A 20,082-nucleotide genomic window follows, 5' to 3' on the forward strand; every position below is an offset into this window, starting at 1 on the left:
CTGGCGGGGAGTCACGCTCAGGACATGCCGTGTGCCGCACGTCGGCCAACCGCGTTCAAACCCCAGCGGGTGCAAGCGCATGCCCACTGCCTACGCCCGACTCAGAAACTCTCCCAGTCATCACTGGTGTCGGCGGCAGGCGCGGCTCGGCCCGGGGCCGGTTTGGCCAAGGCCGCCGGTTGGGCGCGTGCCGCGCTCGCCGCTACGCGGGCAGGCGCCGGTTTGGCCGGGCGCGCCAGGGCTGCCGTCGGCCCTGCCTTGGCCTGCGCCCTGGGCTGTGCCGGCGCGCCCTGCGCGAGCTTGAACGTGGCCACCGTCTGCACCATCTCCTGCGCCTGGCTTTGCAGGCTGGCGGCCGCCGCCGACATCTCCTCGACGAGCGCCGCGTTTTGCTGCGTCACCTGATCCATTTGCGAGACCGCCTCGCCCACCTGCTCCACGCCCTGGCTTTGTTCCTGGCTGGCGGAGCTGATCTCACCCATCAGATCGGTCACGCGCCGGATGCTGGCCACCACTTCATCCATCGTCGCGCCGGCCTTGTCCGCCTGCGCCGCACCCTGGTTCACGCGCTCGGTGCTGGCGTCGATGAGGCGCTTGATTTCCTTGGCCGCTTCGGCGCTGCGACCCGCGAGCGCCCGCACTTCGCTGGCCACCACGGCAAAGCCCCGGCCCTGCTCGCCCGCACGCGCCGCCTCGACGGCAGCGTTCAGCGCGAGGATGTTGGTCTGGAACGCAATCGAATCGATGGTGCCGATGATGTCGGCGATCTTGTGGCTGTCTTCGCTGATGCCGCGCATGGTCTGCACCACCTCGGCCACCACGCTGCCACCGCCTTCGGCGATGGTGGAGGCGCTTTGCGCCAACTGGTTGGCCTGCCTGGCGTTGTCGGCATTCTGGCGTACGGTGGTGTTGAGTTGCTCCATCGAGGCTGCCGTTTCTTCCAGGGCGCTGGCCTGCTCTTCGGTGCGCGAGCTCAGGTCGAGGTTGGCCTGCGCGATCTGGCCGCTGGCGGAGGCGACGCTCTCGGAGCTGGCGCGCACGCTGCCCACCACGGCATTCAGGCCTTGCACCATGCGCGAGAGAGCGGCGAGCAATTGCGCCATCTCGTTCTTGCCGCTGGCCTGGATGCGCAGCGACAGATCACCGCCCGCAACTGCCTCGGCCACGTGGACGGCTTCATGGATCGGGCGCGTGATGGCGCGGATGATCCACAACGCCAGCAGCACGGCGGCAATCAGACCGACCGCCAGCGCCACCCAGACGCTTTGCTGCGTCGCCGCGATGTCGGCATGGGCATCCTTGGTCGCCTTGCCAAGCAGATCATTCTGGAACTTCAACAGATCCCGCAGCACGCCATCGTAAGCAGCGAAGGCCGGTTTCAGCGACGCATTCATGAAGGCTTGAGACGCTTCGGCGCCATCCTTGGCAGCCACGGCAATGAATTCGCTCGCCATCTTGCGATAGCCGGCCTGCGCCGTGCGCAGCGCGGCGAGCAACTCACGCCCGTGCGCCGAGGTGATCTCCTGCTCCAGCCGCTTGATCGCATCGTTGGCACGCTCGCCCGCCGCCGTCATGCGTGCCTGCGCTGTGTCCCTGCCCTTGGCATCACTGGCAAGCGCCACCTCGCGCACCGCGACCGCTTGTGCATTGAGTTCATCCACCACATCATTGACCAGTGCCAGGCGCGGCGTGTAGGCATCGGCCACCGCGTAGAAGCCCTCACTCACGGACGCCGTCTTGACCAGCGCCACACCACCCAGGACCGCCAGCACCACGCACATCAGCGCAAACCCCAGCATGAGGCGCGTGGAAATTTTCATGTCGCTCATCTCGCTGCCCTCAACTTTCTTCGTGTTGATCGGGAACGTCGCCGATCGACGCCCCATTGGCCAGTACACCCAGCCGCACCCACTCTACGCGTCAACCACACGGCGTAGAAAACTATATGAAAGATTATTGACAATTAGCAACATTCAAAACGCAGATCGCCGACCGGCGCCCTGAGCGACGGCCCGATGGAGCGGCGCTAGGCCAAGTGCCGCTCCAGGAACGCCAGCGTGCGCTCACGCGCCAGCGCCGCGGCAGCTTCGTCATGGCTCGCGCGCTGGTCGCAATTGAAGCCGTGGTCGGCGTCGTACAGGTGTACCGTGATCTCCGGATGCGCCGCGGCCAGCGCCTCTACACCCTTCACCGGGATATGCGCATCGCGCCGGCCGAAGTGCGCCATCAGCGGCACGCGCGGCTGGCGGGCGATCTCCGCCTCGCCCGTCATGCCGCCGCCGTAGTACGGCACGGCCGCCGACAGACCGGTGCACAGCGCTGCCGCGCGCCAGGTCAGCAGCCCGCCCCAGCAAAAGCCGATGGCGCCCACCTTGCGCCCGCTGGCCTGCGCCGCATGGTCGATGGCAGCCTGAATGTCGGCCAGCACGCCGGGCGCGGGCAAGTGCTCGACCTGCGCCTTGAGCGCGACGCCGACGGCGACATCCGATGCGCTGTAGCCCAGCTCGACGCCGGCGCGCACGCGCTCGAAGGTGGCGGGCGCGATGGCCCACCAGCCGCGCACGGCGAAACGGTCGACGATGGCGCGGATATGCGCGTTGACGCCAAAAATCTCCTGCAGCACCACGATGGCGCCGCGCGCCTGGCCTTCGGGTGCCGCCTGCCAGGCGGGCAGTTCAAAACCGTCGGCGCTCTTGAGCGTGGTCCATTGCCCCATGTCGTCTCCTTTTTCCGCGAAAATGCGGCTGGTGAAATTCCCCATGTTGTACACCGCCCCACGCCGCGCAAGCCGCCCATGGAAACCCTCAAGCCGCTGATCGCGCTGCTCGCCATCGTCAATCCGCTCGCGGTGGTGCCCTTTTTCATTCACTACACCGAGGGCTTCAACGCCCTGCAGCGCAAGCGCACGGTGCAGGTGGCGGCATTTACCGCGTTCTGCGTGATCGCCGTCTGCGCGCTCGTGGGCCTGCAGATTCTGGCGTTCTTCAACATCTCGCTGGCAAGCTTTCAGGTCGGCGGTGGCATGCTGCTGCTCATCAGTTCGCTGAACATGCTCAACGCCCACCCGGCCGAGGCCAAGCCGCACACTCAGGAACTGGAGGACGCGGCCGACAAGGCGGCGCAGGGCGACAGCATCGCGGTGGTGCCGCTCACGATCCCGCTCTTGACCGGCCCGGCGGCGATGTCCACGGTGGTGATCTATGCCGATCGCGCCAGCAACTTCTGGCAGCACCTGGCGCTGGTGGGCTACGGCGTGGTGGTGGCGGGCGCGACCGCGCTGTGCTTCTCGCTCGCCGACCCGATCTCGCGCATCCTCGGGCGCACCGGCATCAACGTGATGACCCGGCTCATGGGCCTGATCCTCGCGGCGCTCGCGGTGGAGGTGATGGCCAATGGGCTGGCGGGGCTGTTTCCGGGGTTGCGGGCGTAGAACACGACGGGGCGCCGTGGCCCGTGCGGCAGCACGGCAAGGCGAACCAAAAAAGGGCTGCGTTTGAAGGCGGCCTCGGATCAGGGCTGCTCAAGCCACTGCGCCACCTCATCGGCCAATTGCCCCGCCGCTTCGGCCAGCGCCCTGGCGCCGCCGGCGGCATCCGGCGTCGCTGCCGGGCGTTGCACGACAAACAGCCGCTGGGCCCGCAATTGCTCGCTGCCCTGCATGCTGCGCGCCAGCGAGGCGCGCACGCGCACCAGCGCGTGGCTGACCTGCGGCGCATCAAACACCTGGCTGAATTCCTCCAGCTGCAGCTGCAGCACCTCGGGGCGCGCACCATCGGCCAGGCGCAGCCCGGCGCCGCCCTCGGTCAGCACCGCCAGCCCCCGGCCCAGGCGCTCGCGCAGCGCCTGCGTCAGGAGTTGTGCCGGCGGCTGGCTCCAGCGCGCGTCGCGGTAGGGGCGCAACTGCTGTGCGTTGGCATAGGCCAGGCGGTAGTTCAGCCCGCTGTCGGTGTCCGGCAGGCCAGTGCTCACCACGTCCGCAAGCACGATCGCGCGTGCGCCGGCCGAGGCGGCGGCCGCTGGCGCCACCTGCTGGCCGGGCCCGAAGTCGTACACCTCGGCGCGCACCGGTGGCTGCGGCAGCGATGAGCAGGCTGCCATGGCGAGCGCAAAAATCAGGCAAAAACCCGCTTTTTCGCCTGTCCCTATTGCGTTAACAGCTCTATTTTTTGAATGGATCATGGAGTTTCTCCTCATCGCGCGGCGGAGGGCGCCACAAAGCCCGGCTCGCCCGGCCCGGGGGCCACGCGCGGCGGGCCGTAGATCAGGCCTTGCGGGTTGTCGTCAACGCCCGCAGCGACACGGCCCAGGCGCCGCGCGGCCTGTGCGGTCTCATTGGCGGCGCGGTCCAGTTGCGGCAGGGTGCGATCGCCAAAGCGCTCGGCAACCCCGGTGAGCGCGCGCGCACCCTGGCTCGCATCGTGCAACACACCATCCGGCGCACCAAGAGAGCGCACCAAGTGCCCCGCGTCGGTGGCGGTCTGCGCGGTGCTGATGCCGGCATCGCGCAGCACCTGCAGCGCCTGGCGCGTCTGGCCCAGCAGCGTCGGCAACTGCGCGAGGGCGGGATCGATGCCGCTGGTCACGCTGTGGTTCAGGCTCAGCGCCAGCCGGTCCACGTTGTGCGCCGCGGTACCCAGGCGCGCCAGCAGGTCGGAAAACACCCGCAGGTTGTCGTCGCTCAGCAGATGGTTCACGCGCCCCACCGCCTCCTGCACCTTGGCCAGCAGCAACGGCCCCTGCTCGGCCAGCTGGCTGAAGGGTGAGGACTGCATGGGGATGCGCGGCAGGCCATCGGCGCCCGGCGGGACTTTTTCGAACGCCTTGTCCGCGTCGCTCAGCAGGATGTGCGCCAGCCCCGTCACCCCCTGGTAGCCCAGCGTGGCATAGGTGGTGGGGCTGATCGGCGCATTGCTGTCCACGTCGATGCGGATCAGCACGCGCCCTGGCTCCTTGCGATCAAAACCGATGGACAGCACACGCCCCGCGGGTACGCCCTTGTAGCGCACCGCGGCCTGTGGCTGCAGGCCGCTGACGTTCTCGGTGGTGGTGAGTTCGTAGGTGGTATGGGGGATTTCGTCACTCGATATCCAGTAGCCCAGCAGCACCAGCAGCGCCCCGACGACGACGATGAAGAGGCCCGCGGCGAGGGCATGTGCCTTGTTTTCCATCAGTGCTCCTTGAGCTGCATCGGTGCCGGTGCCAGCGCGCGCAGGCCACGCTGGCCGCGAAAGAAATGGTCGATGAAGGGGTGATCAAACCGCGCAACCTCGGCGGGCGGCGCATGCACGATGACGCGCTTTTCGGCCAGCACCGCCACCTTGCTGGACAGCGCATACAGCGTGTCGAGGTCGTGCGTGACCATGATGACGGTGAGCCCCAGCGCAGCGTGCATTTCGCGCAGCAGGTCACAGAATTCATCCGAACCGTTGGGATCGAGCCCTGCCGTCGGCTCATCGAGCAGCAGCAGCGGCGGGTCCATCACCAGCGCCCGCGCCAGCGCCACGCGCTTGATCATGCCGCCCGACAGGTCCGCCGGCATGCGCAGCGCGTGCTCGGGCTTGAGGCCCACCATGCGCAGCTTGACCATCGCAATCTCATGCGCCAGATCGCGCGGCACGGTGTGCAATTCGTAGAGCGCAAAAGCGATGTTGTCGAGCACGTTGAAGGCGGTGAACAGCGCGCCGTGCTGAAACAGCATGCCGACGCGGCTGCTGGCGCCGTCGCCACCGAGCTCCGCCGCCGGCCGCCCGGCCACCGTGACGCTGCCGCTGCTGGGCGTGGTCAGCCCCAGGATATGGCGCAGCAGCACCGTCTTGCCGGTGCCCGAGCCGCCGACGAGCGACAGCAGCTCGCCGCGCGCCACCGTGAGATCAAGGTGCTCGTGCACGCTGAAGGCTTGCGCGCCCTTGCCGAACACGGTCGCCAGGTCGCGAACTTCAACGAAGGCGGGCGCCGCATCGCCAGTCACTGGAACCCCACGTTTTTGAACAGGATGGCAAACAGCGCATCCACCAGGATCACCACCGTGATCGCACTCACCACCGAGGCCGTCGTGCCCTCGCCCAGGCTTTGCGTGTTGGGCTGCACACGCATGCCCCAGACACAGCCGATGAGCGCGATCAGCACGCCGAAGACGATGGATTTGGCAGTCGCCAGCACCAGCGTCATGCCCTGCACCGCCATCGGCAGCGACTGGTAGAAGAAGCCCGGCGTGATGTGCAGCACGATGTCCGACGCCAGCACGCCGCCGGCCAGCGCTGCTGCCGTGGTCCAGGCCGAGACCAGCGGCATCGCGATGCCCAGCGCCACGGCGCGTGGCAGCACCAGGCGGTAGCTGTGCGAAATGCCCATGACGCGCATCGCGTCGAGCTCTTCGGTCACGCGCATCACGCCGATCTGCGCGGTGATGGCCGAGCCCGAGCGCCCGGCCACGAGGATGGCCGCCAGCATCGGCCCGAGCTCGCGGATCAGCGAGATGCCGAGGATGTTGACGATGAAGGCCTCGGCGCCAAAGCGCTGCAGCTGCAGGCTCATCAGGTAAGCCAGCACGATGCCGATCAGAAAACCCACGAGTGCGGTGATCGGCAAGGCGGTGGCCCCCATCTGGTACAGATGCCCGGAAATGTCGCGCCACGGCGCTCGCCCGGGGGCACGCAGCAGCCGCCCCAGGTCCAGCAGCAGCTGGCCGATGACCTCGATCAGCTGGCGCACGAACTTCACTGCGCCCAGCACCATCTCGCCCAGGTGCTCCAGCGCCTCGGTGCGCCGTGGCTTGTGAATCTGCGCCCCGGGCGGGGTGAGCTGCGCGACATGTTCCAGCATCTGCCGCTGCGCGTCGCCTGCCTGCAGCTCGCTCGGCCAGCGCCGACCCCAGTGGTGCCAGAGAAGCTGCGCACCCACGTGGTCGAGCCGCCCCAGCCCGCGCACATCCCAGGCCTGCTGCACATCGGTGCCGCGCAGGGCCGCCGTCAGCATGCGCCAGGTCGGGCGATCGGCCAATGCGGCCGCCACCCAATCACCACCCAGCCGCACGCGCGGCGTTGCGCCCTGCTCCAGGGCCAGCGTGGGAGGAGAAAACAGCGGCATGGGGGGCGAGTGTCACACAAGCGCGGTGGCGCAACGATACATTTCTGCTGAAACAGGCGAATTACGCATATGGTACAAGCGTTGACAACTATGAATTCAATAGTGTGAGGGTCTTTGGGCAGGTCCGTCGCGGGCGACGCACAATTGCCGGGTATCCGCAAAGGCTGCACCCCATGAGCGACACCACGTTTGACACCATCATCATCGGCGCCGGCACCGCCGGCTCACTGCTCGCCAATCGCCTGAGCCAGGACCCCCACCGGCGCGTGCTGCTGCTCGAAGCCGGTCCGCGCGACAACTACCACTGGATCCACATTCCCGTCGGCTACCTGTATTGCATTGGCAATCCGCGCACCGACTGGCTCTACCAGACCGAGCCCGACAAAGGCCTGAACGGCCGCCAGCTGCGCTACCCGCGCGGGCGCACGCTGGGCGGCTGCTCCAGCATCAACGGCATGCTCTACCTGCGCGGACAAAGTCAGGACTACGAGCATTGGGCCGACGTGACGGGCGAAGACGCTTGGCGCTGGAGCAACGTGCTGGAGACCTTCAAGCGCCACGAAGACCATTGGCGACTGGATCGCCCCGACGGCGTGGATGAAAGCTTCCAGCGGCTGCACGCCAACTACGCCACCGGCAGCAGCGGCGAGTGGCGCGTGGAAAAGCAGCGCCTGCGCTGGGAAATTCTCGATGCCTTTGCCGCCGCCGCGGTGCAGGCCGGCATACCCGCCACGACGGATTTCAACACCGGCAACAACGAAGGCGTGGGCTATTTTGAAGTCAACCAGCGCCGCGGCTGGCGCTGGAACACCGCCAAGGCCTTTCTGCGCCCGACCTGCGAGAACCGCCCCAACTGCACCCTCTGGACCGGCGCGCAGGCGATGAAGCTCATCACCACCACCGCGCCCAACGGCAAGAAGCGCTGCAGCGCGGTGCAAGTGCTCAAGGACGGCGAGATAGTCACCGTGCATGCGGTGCGCGAAGTCATCCTGAGCGCCGGCGCGGTTAACTCGCCGCAGCTGCTGCAGCTCTCAGGCATAGGCCCGGTCGATCTGCTGCAGCAGCACGGCATCCCGGTGGTGCACGCCTTGCCCGGTGTCGGCGCCAATCTGCAGGACCATTTGCAGATACGCGCGGTCTTCAAGGTGCAAGGTGTGCAGACACTCAACACCCTGGCCAATGATCCGTTCGGCAAGGCATGGATAGGCCTGCAATACCTCTTCAGCCGGAGCGGGCCGATGAGCATGGCGCCGTCGCAGCTGGGCGCGTTCACCCGCTCGGATCCGGGCCGCGAGCGTCCCAATCTGGAATTTCACGTGCAGCCGCTGTCGCTGGACGCCTTCGGTGAACCGCTGCACGACTTCCCGGCCTTCACCGCCAGCGTCTGCAACCTGCAACCCACGAGCCGGGGCACGGTGCGCATCAAGAGCGCGAATTTCAAGGATGCACCGGCGATCGCACCCAACTACCTCTCGACCGAGGAAGACCAGCGCATCGCCGCCAGCAGCCTGCGCGTCACGCGACACATCGCCGCCCAACCGGCGCTGGCGCGCTACCAGCCGCAGGAATACAAGCCGGGCGTGCAATTCCAGAGCGACGCGGAGCTCGCGCGTCTGGCGGGCGACATCGCCACCACCATCTTTCACCCCGTGGGCACGACGCGCATGGGCCGCGCCGCGGACCCGATGGCGGTGCTCGATCCGCACCTGCGCGTGCATGGCATCGACGGCCTGCGCGTGGTGGACGCAGGCGCCATGCCGACCATCACCAGCGGCAACACCAACAGCCCCACCTTGATGATGGCGGAGATGGCGGCGCGCTGGATCAGCGCAGGCGAGTGACGGTAATTGGGGAAAGTACCGATGCGCGCTATCACGCAAGTGACTACAGTACCGGCACTCAAGGCGCTCCCTCCGGTGCGCACCGAGGGCCGGGGAGACACACCAGCCAAACAACACGCAATACGAGGCGCCCAACAAGAGGCGCCCATTTTTTGAGAAGCACCTGCCCGTCAGGTGCTTTTTTTTCGCCCCGGAAGCGACAATCGCGGCGATGGATTCCATCCTCGTTGCCCTGGCCTCGCTGCTGGCCGGCTTTGTCGATTCCGTCGTTGGCGGCGGCGGGCTGATTCTGCTGCCGGCGCTGTTCGCCACCTACCCCGGTGCCGTTCCCGGCGATCTGCTCGGCACCAACAAGAGCGCCGCGATCTGGGGCACCGGTGTGGCCACGGCGCAGTACGCGCGGCGCGTGCAGATCCGCTGGCCCACCATGCTGCCGGCCGCCGCCACCTGCTTCGTGGCCGCATTCCTGGGCGCCTGGGTCGTCACGCTCGTCTCGGCCGAGATACTGCGCAAGCTCCTGCCCATCATCCTCATCGCCCTGCTGGGCTATACCCTGGCGCGCAAGGAGCTGGGGCGGGTGCATGCGCCATTGCTGAGCCAGGCCCATGAACGTCTGGCGGCCTGTGCGATCGCCGCGGTGATCGGGTTTTACGACGGTTTTTTCGGCCCTGGCACCGGCAGCTTTTTCATCTTCCTGTTCGTGCGTTTCCTGGGATACGACTTTCTCAACGCCTCGGTCTCGGCCAAGTTGCTCAACCTTGCCACCAACGCCTCGTCCCTGATCTTGTTCGCCGCCAAGGGCCATGTCTGGTGGCATCTGACGCTGTGGCTTGCCGCCGCCAACGTGCTGGGCAGCGTGCTGGGCGCGCACATGGCCCTGCGCCACGGCGCGGGCTTTGTGCGCACGCTTTTCATCGCCGTCGTCGGCCTGCTGATCCTGAAGACGGGCTATGACGCCTTCCTGCGCTGAGCCGCGTTACTGGGCTGCCGCGGGCAGTGGCACACCCTCGGCACGACGGGGCGTGCCGATCGGCACCGCCGCCTGCCCGCGCGCCACGGCGGCGATGTCTTCCTCGCTCGGGTATTGGCCCGCCAGCCAGTAATCAAACACCCGTCGCACGATGGGCGCGGCCGCCGCAGCGCCAAAGCCGGCGTTCTCCACGATCAGCGCGACCGCGATACGCGGATGCTCCAGCGGCGCAAACGCGGCAAACAGCGAATGGTCGCGCTGATGCTCCTCCAGCAGCTTGGCGTTGTACTTGACGTTCTGCCCCAGACTCACCGCCTGCGCGGTGCCGGTCTTGCCCGCCGAGGTGTAGGGCGCGCCAGCAAACACGCGCCGCCCGGTACCGGCCTCATTCACCGCGGCCAGCGCATTGCGCACGATGGCAAGGTTCTTCTCCTTGAAATCCAGGTTCACGCCCGGCGGTTCTTCCAGCGGCCTGACCTCGCCCGTCACCTGGTCCTTCACCGCCTTGGCCACATGCGGGCGGTAGCGCGTGCCATCGTTGGCCAGCACGCTCTCGGCGACCGCCAGCTGCAGCATGGTGAAGCTGTTGTAACCCTGGCCGATGCCGAGCGACACCGTCTCGCCCGGGAACCACTTTTTCATGTCGGCGCGCTTGTAGGCGTTTTTCTTCCATTCGGTACTGGGCAGGATGCCGCGCACCTCGCCGCCCAGATCGATGCCGGTGATCTGGCCCAATCCGAGCGGCGCCATGAAATCGTGGATCGCGTTCACGCCCATGTCGACGGCCAGCGAATAGAAATAGGTGTTGCTGGAAAACTGGATGGCGCGCGTCATGTCCACGCCGCCCAGCCCCCCTTCATGGCTTCTGAAGGTGCGCCCGCCGAAGTTGTAGAAACCGGGGTCGTTGATCACCAGTTTGGGATCACGCTTGCCCAGTTGCAACGCCGCCAATGCCATGAAGGGCTTGTAGGTGGAACCCGGCGGATAGGTGCCGCGCAGCGCACGATTGAGCAAGGGCTTGTTGATGGATTCATTGAGCTGCTGCCAGTTTTCCTGGTCTATGCCGTCAACGAACAGGTTGGGATCGAACGTGGGCTTGGAGACCAGCGCCAGCACCTCGCCGTTGCGCGGATCTATCGCCACCAGCGCCCCGCGCCGCTCGCCATACAGGTCTTCAACGAGTTTTTGCAGTTTGATGTCGACCGAAAGGATCACCGTGTCGCCCGGGGTCGCCGGGTGGGTCTCCAGCCGCCGCACCGCATAGCCGCCGGCCGAGGTCTCCAGCAGTTCAAACCCGGTCTGGCCGTGCAGCTGCTCTTCATAGCTTTGCTCCACGCCGAGCTTGCCGATGTAATCGGTGCCGCGGTAGTTGGCAGCGTCGTCGGAGTCCTCTATGCGCTCTTTTTCTCTCTGGTTGATGCGGCCGATGTAGCCGATCACATGGCTGCCGACCTCAGCCAGCGGGTAGGAGCGAAACAGCCGCGCCTTGACCTCCACGCCCGGAAAGCGCCAGCGCTGCGCGGCGAAACGCGCCACCTCTTCGTCGGTGAGGCGCGTGCGTATCGGCAACGAGTCGAAGCGGCGCGATTCATCCATCAGCCGTTTGAAACGGCGCTTGTCGCGTGGCTGGATATCGACGATCGCCGACAACGCGTCTATCGTCGCATCGACATCGATGGCGCGCGACGGCGTGATCTCCAGCGTATAGGCCGAATAGTTGGTCGCCAGCACCACGCCGTTGCGGTCCAGGATCTGCCCGCGCATCGGCACGATGGGCACCACAGCGGTGCGGTTGCTTTCGGCCTGTTCGGCCAGATCGTCATAGCGCAGCACCTGCAGCACATACAAGCGCCAGGCGATGAGAGCAAACGCCAGCAGCACCAGGGCGCCCACCACCCAGACCCGCAGGCGAAAACGCCCGGCATCCCGCTCGGCATCGCGCAGTTCTGTCATCAGAGCGGGCGGTTGTCGTCCTGGTCCGGCGGGCGCCGCTGCGGCGCCAGCAGCAGCACGCTGGTCAGCGGCCAGATCAGCGCCTCCAGCAGCGGCGCGAGCAGACTTTGCCAGCCAGGCGCTTCGCCCGAGCCCAGCACACCCAGAGCAACGCCCAGCAGATGGGCGCCGGCAAACAGCGGCAGCAGTTGCAGTGCCTGCCACAAGGGGTTGAACCAGAGCAGACGCCGCTGCAACGCCTGCACGCCAAACACCAGCAGGCAATACACCAGCGCATGCTGTCCGAGCAGCGTCGACTGGTGCACGTCGATCGCCAGCCCGAGCGCGAAAGCCACCCCCATGCCGACGTAGCGCGGCTGGTGCATGCTCCAGAAGGCCAGCAGCACCATCAGCCAGTCCGGCGTCCACGTCACGCGCCCCAGCGGGAGCAAATCCAGCGCCAGTGCGACCAGCAAACTGGCCCCCACGAAGGCCGGACTCACCGGCAACAGCAATTGCTGACCCTTGGGCAGAATCACGGCCGCCCCCCGCGTTCGCCGCGTGCTGGCGCGGCCGTCGGCGCACTGCGCTGGCTCGCCGAGGGCCGCGCGGCTTCGGGCTGCACCGGCTGCAGCACCATGACCTGCTGCGCGCCCTGCATCTGCGCCAGCGGCGCGCAGTAAATCCGCGCAAAAGTGGTGTCGGCGCGACGTTCGAGGTGCACCACTCGCGCCACCTGCAATCCGGGCGGATAAACACCATCGACCCCGCTGGTGGTCAGCAAATCGCCCTCCTGCACATCCGCGCTGCCAGGCGTGAAGCGCAACTCCAGGCCGCCGTCATGACTCAGGGTCGGATCGCCAAAGGCAATGCTGCGCGCGCCCGAGCGCGCATTGAGGACCGGAATGCTCTGGTCGCGGTCCACCAGCAGCGTCACCTCGCTGACCGCGGCAAACACGCGCGTGACCTGCCCGAGCACGCCGCGTGCATCCACCACCGGCGAACCCGGCTGCACACCCGCAAGCTGCCCGCGGTCTATCGTGACCTTGCGCGCATACGGGTCGGGCGTGTCATAGAGCACCTCGGCGGCAATCGCCGGCGTATCGATGCGCTGGCGCAGCGCCAGCAGCTCGCGCAGCCTGGCGTTCTCGTGCTGCAATTGCTCGGTCTCGCCGGCGCGCACGGCCATTTGCGTCATCTCACGGTGGGTTTCGCGCAGCGCCTCCTGCGCGTCGTCCAGCGACTGGAAATAGCCCGCGCCGCGGCCGGCGAACTCCACCGGCTGCAGCATCAGCCACTGCAAGGGATAAAGCGCCGTCGCAACCACCTGGCGCAGCGGCTCGGTGACGTGAAAACGGGCATCCGCCACCATCAGGAACAGCGCCAGCGCGCCATACAGCACCAGCTGCGAAAGCGCGGACGGCCCCTGCCTGAAAAACGACGGCGCCCTGCGCTCCAAGGTACCCAAAGGCATGGATACAATCCCTCGCCCGCTGCGCCGCCAAGGCGAATCAATCGCTGGTGAAGATGCTGCCCTGGCGGTCCAGCCGATCGAGCGCAATGCCGCAGCCACGCACCACGCAGGTCAGCGGCTCTTCGGCGACGAGGACCGGCAGGCCGGTTTCCTCGGCCAGCAGGCGATCGAGGTCGCGCAGCAGCGCCCCGCCACCGGTGAGCATCATGCCGCGCTCGGCGATATCGGCGCCGAGTTCAGGCGGGGTTTGCTCGAGCGCGTTCTTGACCGCCGAGACGATCTGGTTGAGCGGCTCGGTCAGTGCCTCCAGCACCTCGTTGGAGGAAATCGTGAAGCTGCGCGGCACGCCTTCGGAGAGGTTGCGCCCGCGCACTTCCATCTCGCGCACTTCGCTGCCAGGAAAGGCGCTGCCGATCTGCTTCTTGATGGCTTCGGCCGTCGGCTCGCCGATCAGCATGCCGTAGTTGCGCCGGATGTAGTTGACGATGGAATCATCGAAATTGTCGCCGCCGACACGCACGCTGCCCTTGTAGACCATGCCGCCGAGCGAAATCACGCCGACTTCGGTGGTGCCGCCGCCGACGTCGACCACCATGGAGCCGCTCGCCTCGTTCACCGGCAGGCCCGCGCCCAGGCCGGCGGCCATGGGCTCCTCGATCAGGTAGACCGCGGTGGCACCGGCGGCCTCGGCTGCGTCCTTGATGGCGCGACGCTCGACCTGGGTGGAGCCGCAGGGCACGCAGATGATGATGCGAGGGCTGGGCGTGAAGACGCTGCGCGGATGCACCATCTTGATGAACTGCTTGATCATCTGCTCGGTGATCACGAAGTCGGCAATCACGCCGTCCTTCATCGGGCGGATGGCCTCAATGTTGCCCGGCACCTTGCCCAGCATCGCCTTGGCTTCCTTGCCCACGGCCTGGATGACTTTTTTGCCATGCGGCCCGCCCTCGTGGCGGATGGCGACGACCGAGGGTTCGTCCAGGACCAGCCCCTTGTCGCGGGCAAAGATCAGGGTGTTGGCGGTGCCAAGGTCAATGGCCAGATCGGTGGAAAAATACCGGCGGAATGCTCCGAACATGCAGGAATCCTTGCGGGCACGGCATGCGCGTCGGCCTGCCATCGCCGCGGTTATCGGGTGTGTTGGGTGGTTTTTCGCTCAATGACCGGCGCGGCGCGGGGTATTGCGGCAAAGCTCGGATAATACTGCATCCCTGTGTATAACTTGGCGCCCTCTACAGCCGATTGCATTGTTTTGCAAGCGGTTACGACGCCGTCCCACCCATGGCACTGACCCCCGAAGACATCACGCGCATCGCCCGGCTGGCGCGGCTTGAACTGAGCGCAAGCGAAGCCGATCGCATGCGCAGCACGATCAACGATTTTTTTGGCATCGTGGCGCAGATGCAGGCGGTGGACACCACCGGCGTGAAGCCCCTGGCCCACCCGCTGTCGGCGGTGCAGCCGGTGGCGCTGCGTCTGATGGACGACGCGGTGAGCGAGCCCAACGCGCGCGAGGCCTATCTCGCCAACGCCCCCGCGGCCGAACGCGGACTGTTCCTTGTGCCGCGCGTGATCGAGTGACGCCATGACGACCGAGTTGCATCAAATGGGCGTGGCCCAACTCGCCGCGCAGTTGCACGACAAGCAGATCAGCAGCGTGGAGGCGGCGCAGCACTTTCTGGCGCGCGCGCGCCGGCACCAAAGTCTGGCGGCCTTTCTGGCTCTGGATGAAGAGGCCACTCTGACTCAGGCTCGCGCACAGGACGCGCTGATCGCCCGGGGCGAGGGCGGGCGGCTCGCCGGTGTGCCGATTGCGCACAAGGACGTGTTCGTTACGCGCGATTTCGTCACCACCGCGGCCAGCACGATGCTCGCCGGCTACCGCTCGCCGTTTGACGCCACCATCGTGCGCAATCTGGCCGAAGCCGGCTGCGTGACGCTGGGCAAGCTCGCCTGCGACGAATTCGCCATGGGCGGCGCCAGCGAGAACGTGGGCGTCCCTGCCGTTGGTTTCGACAAGGCGCAACCCGTACGCAACCCCTGGGATGCCACGCGCGTTCCGGGTGGCTCGTCGGGCGGCTCCTCGAGCGCCGTCGCTGCGCGGCTGGCGCCAGCGGCGACCGGCAGCGACACCGGCGGCTCGATCCGCCAGCCTGCGGGTTTTTGCGGCATCACCGGCATCAAGCCGACCTACGGGCGCGCCAGCCGCTACGGCATGATCGCCTACGCCTCCAGCCTGGACCAGGCCGGCGCGATGGGACGCAGCGCCGAGGACTGCGCGCTGATCCTCTCGGCGATGTGCGGGCCGGACGTGATGCACGACGCCACCAGCGTCGACCAGCCCGCCGAGGACTACACCCGCGCGCTGGGCCAGCCGCTCGATGGCCTGCGCATCGGTGTGCCCGAGGAATTCTTCGGCGACGGGTTGAGTGCGGACGTGCGCACCGCCATCGACGCGGCGCTGCTCGAATACGAAAAGCTCGGCGCGCACCGCGTGCCGGTGAAGCTGCCGCGCACCGAACTTGCGGTGCCGGTCTACTACATCATCAGCCCGGCCGAAGCGAGCTCCAACCTGTCGCGCTTTGACGGCGTGCGCTACGGCCACCGCACCGCCAAGTACACTGACCTGCTCGACATGTACCAGAAGAGCCGCGCCGAGGGCTTTGGCGAAGAAGTCAAGCGCCGCATCATGATCGGCGCCTACGTGCTCTCCGAGGGCTACTACGACGCCTACTATCTGCAGGCGCAGAAGATTCGCCGCCTGATTTCCGACGACTTCCAGCAGGCCTTCCAGACTTGCGACGTGATCGCCGGGCCGGTGGCACCCACTGTCGCGCCCGCCATCGGCGCGCAGACCGATCCGGTGACCAACTACCTCGCCGACGTCTACACCCTGCCCGCCTCGCTCGCCGGCCTGCCCGGGCTCTCGCACCCCGTCGGCCTGGGAGCCCATGACATGCCGGTGGGTCTGCAGCTCATCGCCAACCACTTCCAGGAAGGGCGGCTGCTGAACGCCGCGCACATCTTCCAGCAGGCCACCGACTTTCACCTGCGTACGCCTGAGGGCTTCTGAACATGACCGCACCACTCATCGCAGGCTACGAGGTTGTCATCGGCTTCGAGACCCACGCCCAGCTCGCCACCGTCTCCAAGATTTTCAGCCGGGCCTCCACGGCCTTTGGCGCCGAACCCAACACGCATACCAGTCCGGTCGATCTCGCACTGCCTGGCACGCTGCCGGTGATGAACCGCAAGGCCGTCGAATGCGCTATCAAATTGGGATTGGCGCTCGGCTCCCATATTGCGCCAGAGAGCATTTTTGCCCGTAAGAATTACTTCTACCCCGATCTGCCCAAGGGCTACCAGATCAGCCAGTTCGAAATTCCCGTGGTGCAGGGCGGCAGCGTCTCGTTTTATCTGGGCGAAGAGAAGAAGACCGTGCGCCTGGTGCGCGCCCACTTGGAGGAAGACGCGGGCAAAAGCCTGCACGAGGACTTCATCGGCCAGTCCGGCATCGATCTGAACCGCGCCGGCACACCGCTGTTGGAGATCGTCACCGAGCCCGACATGCGCGGCAGCGAAGAAGCCGTGGCCTACGCCAAGGCGCTGCACCAGATCGTCACCTGGATTGGCATTTGCGACGGCAACATGCAGGAGGGGTCGTTCCGCTGCGACGCCAACGTCAGCGTGCGCAAGCCCGGCGCGCCGCTGGGCACGCGCCGCGAGATCAAGAACCTGAACAGCTTCAGGAACATGCAGCTGGCGATCGACTACGAAATCCGCTGGCAGATCGAGCAGCTGGAGGATGGTCACGCGATCCAGCAGGCCACGGTGCTGTTCAACCCCGACACCGGCGAGACGCGCGCCATGCGCACCAAGGAAGACGCCGCCGACTACCGCTATTTCCCCGACCCGGACCTGCCGCCGCTGGTGATCGCACCCGAATGGATCGAGGAAGTGAAAGCGGGCATGCCCGAGCTGCCACAGCACATGGCGGCACGCTTCACGCAGCAATACAGCCTGCCCGAGTACGACGCGACGACGCTGACGCAAAGCCGCGCGATGGCGGCCTACTTCGAGCAAACAGCCAAGGTGTGTGGCCAGGCAAAGCTGGCGAGCAACTGGGTGATGGGCGAGATTTCGCGCCGCCTGAACCTGGAAGAAATCGGCATGGACGCGGTGAAGGTGACGAGCGCGCAGCTGGCGCAGCTCATCACCCGCATTCACGATGGCACGATCTCCAACAACGCAGGCAAGCAAGTGTTCGAGGCGCTGTGGAGCGGTGAAGGCACCGAGGTGGATGCGGTGATTGAAGCCAAGGGCCTCAAGCAGATGAATGACACCGGCGCACTAGAGAAAATCGTCGACGAGGTGATCGCCGCCAATCCGGCGAATGTCGAGCAGGTCAAGGCGGGCAAGGACAAGGCGTTCAATGCCTTGGTCGGCCAGATCATGAAGGCCAGCAAAGGCAAGGCCAATCCGCTGCAGGTCAATGAGTTATTGAAGGCTAAATTGGCCTGATAGGCACGACTGGCGTGCGCTGAAAGCTATGGTTTTGTATTCACCGGGGCTTGCAGCGTTTCCTGCGCGGCACGCTGCTGCGCCCACAGCACGCGCAGCTTGGCCAGCTCGGCGTCGAAGCGCTCATTGATGCGCTGCTTTTCCTGCCGCTGCGCTGCAATGAAGCGCTCCTGCTCTTCAATGGCCTGATCGTTGTCGGCAAATTGCCGCTGCAGCTTGACGGGCGCCTTGTACAGCGCGCCGCTGTAAAACTGCAGTTCTTCTTCCAAGGTTTTGCGGTCGGTGCGCAGGTCGGTGATGCGCTTTCTCGCCACGGCAATGACTTCATCGACTTGGTCAAGGGCCTGTTGGCGCTCGCTCTGGTGCGCCGCCTGATCGGGGTAGCGCGTGATCAGCACCCGCTCGGCACGGCGCTCGGCGATCACACGCGACTTCTCTTGCGCCAGCTTGCGCCGCTGGGCGTCCTGCGCCGAGCGCTCATGCTCCGTCAGGGACGGGCCTATGCGTCGGCGCTCGGCCCCGGTCGCGTCCAGCACCCGCTGCTCGCGATCACTGCATTCAGGGATCAAGCGGTCAGAGGTGATTTTCTTGCCGTTCTTGTCGATGCAGGTATAGACCTCGCCGCTGCCGCTCGCGGCAGTCTGGGCGAACGCCGAAGCGCCCAGGCTTGCGGCCATCACCACCACCGACCACCGAACCCACTGCGCCATTGCCACGCTGCCACCCTTCTTCAATCCGCGACGCCGTAGCGCGCGCGATAGGCCTCCACCCGCTGGCGATGCGCCTGCACCTGCGCATCACCGCCATTTGCCGACAGATAATGCAGCAAATCCCCCAGATTGGCGATAGCACACACCTGCATGCCCAGGGCCTGGCGCACGTACTGGACCGCGCTGTGCGGCACATCCTGGCCGTTTTCCGTGGCCATCTCCTGCCGGTCGAGCGCAATCGCCATCGCATGCGGCGTGGCGCCAGCGCCACGGATGAGGGCGATGGCCTCGCGCGCAGCGGTGCCAGCGCTCATCACGTCGTCGACGATGAGCACGCGGCCCTGCAGCGGCGCGCCCACCAGCGTCCCGCATTCGCCGTGGTCCTTGGCCTCCTTGCGGTTGTAGGCAAACGGCACGTTGCGACCCAGGCGGGCGAGCTCGATCGCCACGCTGCTGGCCAGGACGATGCCCTTGTAGGCCGGGCCGAAGACCATGTCGAAGGCGATGCCGCTGGCCACCAGTGCCTGTGCATAGAATTGCGCCAACCGCCCCAGCCGGGCGCCATCATTGAACAGGCCCGCGTTGAAGAAATACGGGCTCATGCGCCCGGCCTTGGTCTTGAACTCGCCAAAGCGCAACACGCCGCATTCGAGCGCAAAGCGCACAAACTCCTGCGCCAGGCGCTCCTGATCCGTCGCTTGCACAGAATCCATCGCCATGCCCACTCCTCGTTTCGTCCTGACCAGCCTGAACCTCAACGGCATCCGCTCTGCCACCAGCAAGGGGCTGGAGCCGTGGCTGCTGGCCACGCGCCCGGATTGTATTTGCGTGCAGGAACTCAAGGCCCAGGCGAGCGACATGCAAGACCGCTTCGAAGTGCTCGCCGGGTTGAAAGGGCACTTTCAGTTTGCCGAGAAAAAGGGCTATTCCGGCGTCGGCATCTACACCCGCCATGAACCCAGCGATGTCGTCATCGGTTTTGATGCGGGGGAATTCGATGCCGAAGGACGTCTGGTCGAGCTGCGTTTTGACACCCCGGCGCGCAAGCTGTCGATCCTGAGTGCCTACTTCCCCAGCGGCTCCTCTGGCGAGGACCGGCAACAGGCCAAGTACCGCTTTCTGGATGCGATCACCCCGCATTTGGCACGCCTGCAAAGCGAGCGCGAATTCATCCTCTGTGGCGACCTCAATATCGCGCACCAGCAAATCGACCTGAAAAACTGGCGCAGCAATCAGAAGAACAGCGGTTTTCTGCCAGAGGAACGCGCCTGGATGACGGCGCTGCTCTCTGCCGACGCAGTCGCGCCGCTGGTGGATGTTTACCGCCGCCTGCACCCGGATACGACCGATGCCTGCTACACATGGTGGAGCAACCGCGGCCAGGCCTGGGCCAACAACGTGGGGTGGCGGCTGGACTACCACCTGGCCACCGCACAGATTGCCGAGCAGGCACGCGAGGTGGCGATCTACAAGGACGAACGCTTCTCGGACCACGCGCCCGTCACGGTGGAGTATGCCCTGGCACTTTGACGCGCGTGCCAGGGG

The 20,082-nt window shown here is 66.3% G+C and carries 19 protein-coding genes; 7 read left to right on the forward strand and 12 right to left on the reverse strand.

What is annotated here, in order from left to right; genetic code table 11:
- Positions 1–101: 101 nt before the first annotated feature.
- Together ABS45_RS14030 and ABS45_RS14035 are read right to left on the reverse strand one after the other, a co-directional pair.
- Positions 102–1,820, reverse strand: coding sequence for a methyl-accepting chemotaxis protein (locus tag ABS45_RS14030; RefSeq protein WP_291556386.1), 1,719 nt, complete (start codon positions 1,818–1,820; stop codon positions 102–104).
- 206 nt (positions 1,821–2,026) lie between these two features.
- Entirely contained in the window at positions 2,027–2,716 is a 690-nt protein-coding gene (locus ABS45_RS14035; protein WP_291556388.1) for a dienelactone hydrolase family protein, read from the reverse strand.
- Positions 2,717–2,794: 78 nt separating this feature from the next.
- Here ABS45_RS14035 and ABS45_RS14040 point away from each other — a divergent pair, with 78 nt between their 5' ends.
- Complete coding sequence (locus ABS45_RS14040; RefSeq protein WP_291556390.1) at positions 2,795–3,430, forward strand: MarC family protein; 636 nt, start codon at positions 2,795–2,797, stop codon at positions 3,428–3,430.
- 80 nt (positions 3,431–3,510) lie between these two features.
- Here ABS45_RS14040 and ABS45_RS14045 read toward each other — a convergent pair whose 3' ends face one another.
- The 4 genes from ABS45_RS14045 to ABS45_RS14060 all read right to left on the reverse strand — a co-directional run bounded on the left by ABS45_RS14045 (position 3,511) and on the right by ABS45_RS14060 (position 7,086).
- On the reverse strand, positions 3,511–4,098 hold the full coding sequence (locus tag ABS45_RS14045; RefSeq protein WP_291556392.1) for an ABC-type transport auxiliary lipoprotein family protein: 588 nt from the start codon (positions 4,096–4,098) through the stop codon (positions 3,511–3,513).
- 92 nt (positions 4,099–4,190) lie between these two features.
- A complete protein-coding gene (locus ABS45_RS14050; protein ID WP_291556394.1) occupies positions 4,191–5,168 on the reverse strand; it encodes an MlaD family protein in 978 nt (325 codons plus the stop codon).
- A complete protein-coding gene (locus ABS45_RS14055) occupies positions 5,168–5,968 on the reverse strand; it encodes an ATP-binding cassette domain-containing protein (RefSeq protein WP_291556396.1) in 801 nt (266 codons plus the stop codon). The genes ABS45_RS14050 and ABS45_RS14055 overlap by 1 nt, the downstream gene beginning before the upstream one ends.
- Entirely contained in the window at positions 5,965–7,086 is a 1,122-nt protein-coding gene (locus ABS45_RS14060; protein WP_291556398.1) for an ABC transporter permease, read from the reverse strand. Before ABS45_RS14060 ends, ABS45_RS14055 begins: the two co-directional genes overlap by 4 nt.
- Before the next feature lie 173 nt (positions 7,087–7,259).
- Between ABS45_RS14060 and ABS45_RS14065 the strand changes: the two genes are divergently transcribed.
- Positions 7,260–8,927 carry a GMC family oxidoreductase N-terminal domain-containing protein gene (locus ABS45_RS14065; protein WP_291556400.1) on the forward strand — a complete coding sequence of 556 codons (1,668 nt, stop codon included), beginning with the start codon at positions 7,260–7,262 and terminating at the stop codon, positions 8,925–8,927.
- Positions 8,928–9,138: 211 nt separating this feature from the next.
- Positions 9,139–9,897 (forward strand): TSUP family transporter, encoded by a 759-nt coding sequence (locus ABS45_RS14070; protein WP_291556402.1) that lies wholly within the window; start codon positions 9,139–9,141, stop codon positions 9,895–9,897.
- 6 nt (positions 9,898–9,903) lie between these two features.
- Here ABS45_RS14070 and mrdA read toward each other — a convergent pair whose 3' ends face one another.
- From mrdA to ABS45_RS14090, 4 genes are read right to left on the reverse strand one after another with little or no spacing between them, the layout of a single operon-like run.
- Positions 9,904–11,850, reverse strand: a complete 1,947-nt coding sequence (mrdA, locus tag ABS45_RS14075; RefSeq protein ID WP_291556404.1) for a penicillin-binding protein 2 — start codon at positions 11,848–11,850, stop codon at positions 9,904–9,906.
- Complete coding sequence (gene mreD / locus ABS45_RS14080) at positions 11,850–12,368, reverse strand: rod shape-determining protein MreD (RefSeq protein ID WP_291556406.1); 519 nt, start codon at positions 12,366–12,368, stop codon at positions 11,850–11,852. The genes mrdA and mreD overlap by 1 nt, the downstream gene beginning before the upstream one ends.
- Positions 12,365–13,303, reverse strand: coding sequence for a rod shape-determining protein MreC (gene mreC, locus ABS45_RS14085; protein WP_291556408.1), 939 nt, complete (start codon positions 13,301–13,303; stop codon positions 12,365–12,367). The genes mreD and mreC overlap by 4 nt, the downstream gene beginning before the upstream one ends.
- A gap of 37 nt (positions 13,304–13,340) precedes the next feature.
- Positions 13,341–14,384 (reverse strand): rod shape-determining protein, encoded by a 1,044-nt coding sequence (locus tag ABS45_RS14090; RefSeq protein WP_291556410.1) that lies wholly within the window; start codon positions 14,382–14,384, stop codon positions 13,341–13,343.
- 203 nt (positions 14,385–14,587) lie between these two features.
- Here ABS45_RS14090 and gatC point away from each other — a divergent pair, with 203 nt between their 5' ends.
- The 3 genes from gatC to gatB are packed head-to-tail and all read left to right on the forward strand — an operon-like array spanning position 14,588 to position 17,827.
- Entirely contained in the window at positions 14,588–14,887 is a 300-nt protein-coding gene (gene gatC, locus ABS45_RS14095; RefSeq protein WP_291556412.1) for an Asp-tRNA(Asn)/Glu-tRNA(Gln) amidotransferase subunit GatC, read from the forward strand.
- A 4-nt stretch (positions 14,888–14,891) separates the two neighbouring features.
- The gene (gene gatA, locus ABS45_RS14100) at positions 14,892–16,379 is read left to right on the forward strand and encodes an Asp-tRNA(Asn)/Glu-tRNA(Gln) amidotransferase subunit GatA (RefSeq protein ID WP_291556414.1); all 1,488 of its coding nucleotides are present in this window, start codon (positions 14,892–14,894) and stop codon (positions 16,377–16,379) included.
- A gap of 2 nt (positions 16,380–16,381) precedes the next feature.
- On the forward strand, positions 16,382–17,827 hold the full coding sequence (gene gatB / locus ABS45_RS14105; protein WP_291556416.1) for an Asp-tRNA(Asn)/Glu-tRNA(Gln) amidotransferase subunit GatB: 1,446 nt from the start codon (positions 16,382–16,384) through the stop codon (positions 17,825–17,827).
- Between the two features lie 26 nt (positions 17,828–17,853).
- On the opposite strand, the gene ABS45_RS14110 is transcribed toward gatB, so the two are convergent.
- Together ABS45_RS14110 and pyrE are read right to left on the reverse strand one after the other, a co-directional pair.
- Positions 17,854–18,537, reverse strand: coding sequence for a DUF4124 domain-containing protein (locus ABS45_RS14110; RefSeq protein WP_291557245.1), 684 nt, complete (start codon positions 18,535–18,537; stop codon positions 17,854–17,856).
- A 20-nt stretch (positions 18,538–18,557) separates the two neighbouring features.
- Positions 18,558–19,256 carry an orotate phosphoribosyltransferase gene (gene pyrE / locus ABS45_RS14115; RefSeq protein WP_291556418.1) on the reverse strand — a complete coding sequence of 233 codons (699 nt, stop codon included), beginning with the start codon at positions 19,254–19,256 and terminating at the stop codon, positions 18,558–18,560.
- Between pyrE and ABS45_RS14120 the strand changes: the two genes are divergently transcribed.
- Positions 19,255–20,067 (forward strand): exodeoxyribonuclease III, encoded by an 813-nt coding sequence (locus tag ABS45_RS14120; protein WP_291556420.1) that lies wholly within the window; start codon positions 19,255–19,257, stop codon positions 20,065–20,067. The two genes, pyrE and ABS45_RS14120, sit on opposite strands and share 2 nt — an antisense overlap.
- The last annotated feature ends 15 nt before the right edge of the window (positions 20,068–20,082 follow it).

It is taken from the genome of Comamonas sp. SCN 65-56, assembly GCF_001724135.1.
Classification (GTDB): Bacteria; Pseudomonadota; Gammaproteobacteria; order Burkholderiales; family Burkholderiaceae_C; genus Comamonas_C.

What these genes read in the sequence shown, in the direction of transcription:
- ABS45_RS14045 (WP_291556392.1), bottom strand. Translation starts at nt 4,098, where the DNA reads ATGGCAGCCTGCTCATCGCTGCCGCAGCCACCGGTGCGCGCCGAGGTG.
- ABS45_RS14090 (WP_291556410.1), bottom strand. Translation starts at nt 14,384, where the DNA reads ATGTTCGGAGCATTCCGCCGGTATTTTTCCACCGATCTGGCCATTGAC.
- ABS45_RS14110 (WP_291557245.1), bottom strand. Translation starts at nt 18,537, where the DNA reads ATGGCGCAGTGGGTTCGGTGGTCGGTGGTGGTGATGGCCGCAAGCCTG.
- ABS45_RS14070 (WP_291556402.1), top strand. Translation starts at nt 9,139, where the DNA reads ATGGATTCCATCCTCGTTGCCCTGGCCTCGCTGCTGGCCGGCTTTGTC.
- ABS45_RS14120 (WP_291556420.1), top strand. Translation starts at nt 19,255, where the DNA reads ATGCCCACTCCTCGTTTCGTCCTGACCAGCCTGAACCTCAACGGCATC.
- mrdA (WP_291556404.1), bottom strand. Translation starts at nt 11,850, where the DNA reads ATGACAGAACTGCGCGATGCCGAGCGGGATGCCGGGCGTTTTCGCCTG.
- ABS45_RS14065 (WP_291556400.1), top strand. Translation starts at nt 7,260, where the DNA reads ATGAGCGACACCACGTTTGACACCATCATCATCGGCGCCGGCACCGCC.
- mreC (WP_291556408.1), bottom strand. Translation starts at nt 13,303, where the DNA reads ATGCCTTTGGGTACCTTGGAGCGCAGGGCGCCGTCGTTTTTCAGGCAG.
- pyrE (WP_291556418.1), bottom strand. Translation starts at nt 19,256, where the DNA reads ATGGCGATGGATTCTGTGCAAGCGACGGATCAGGAGCGCCTGGCGCAG.
- ABS45_RS14050 (WP_291556394.1), bottom strand. Translation starts at nt 5,168, where the DNA reads ATGGAAAACAAGGCACATGCCCTCGCCGCGGGCCTCTTCATCGTCGTC.
- gatA (WP_291556414.1), top strand. Translation starts at nt 14,892, where the DNA reads ATGACGACCGAGTTGCATCAAATGGGCGTGGCCCAACTCGCCGCGCAG.
- ABS45_RS14060 (WP_291556398.1), bottom strand. Translation starts at nt 7,086, where the DNA reads ATGCCGCTGTTTTCTCCTCCCACGCTGGCCCTGGAGCAGGGCGCAACG.
- gatB (WP_291556416.1), top strand. Translation starts at nt 16,382, where the DNA reads ATGACCGCACCACTCATCGCAGGCTACGAGGTTGTCATCGGCTTCGAG.
- ABS45_RS14030 (WP_291556386.1), bottom strand. Translation starts at nt 1,820, where the DNA reads ATGAAAATTTCCACGCGCCTCATGCTGGGGTTTGCGCTGATGTGCGTG.
- ABS45_RS14035 (WP_291556388.1), bottom strand. Translation starts at nt 2,716, where the DNA reads ATGGGGCAATGGACCACGCTCAAGAGCGCCGACGGTTTTGAACTGCCC.
- ABS45_RS14040 (WP_291556390.1), top strand. Translation starts at nt 2,795, where the DNA reads ATGGAAACCCTCAAGCCGCTGATCGCGCTGCTCGCCATCGTCAATCCG.
- gatC (WP_291556412.1), top strand. Translation starts at nt 14,588, where the DNA reads ATGGCACTGACCCCCGAAGACATCACGCGCATCGCCCGGCTGGCGCGG.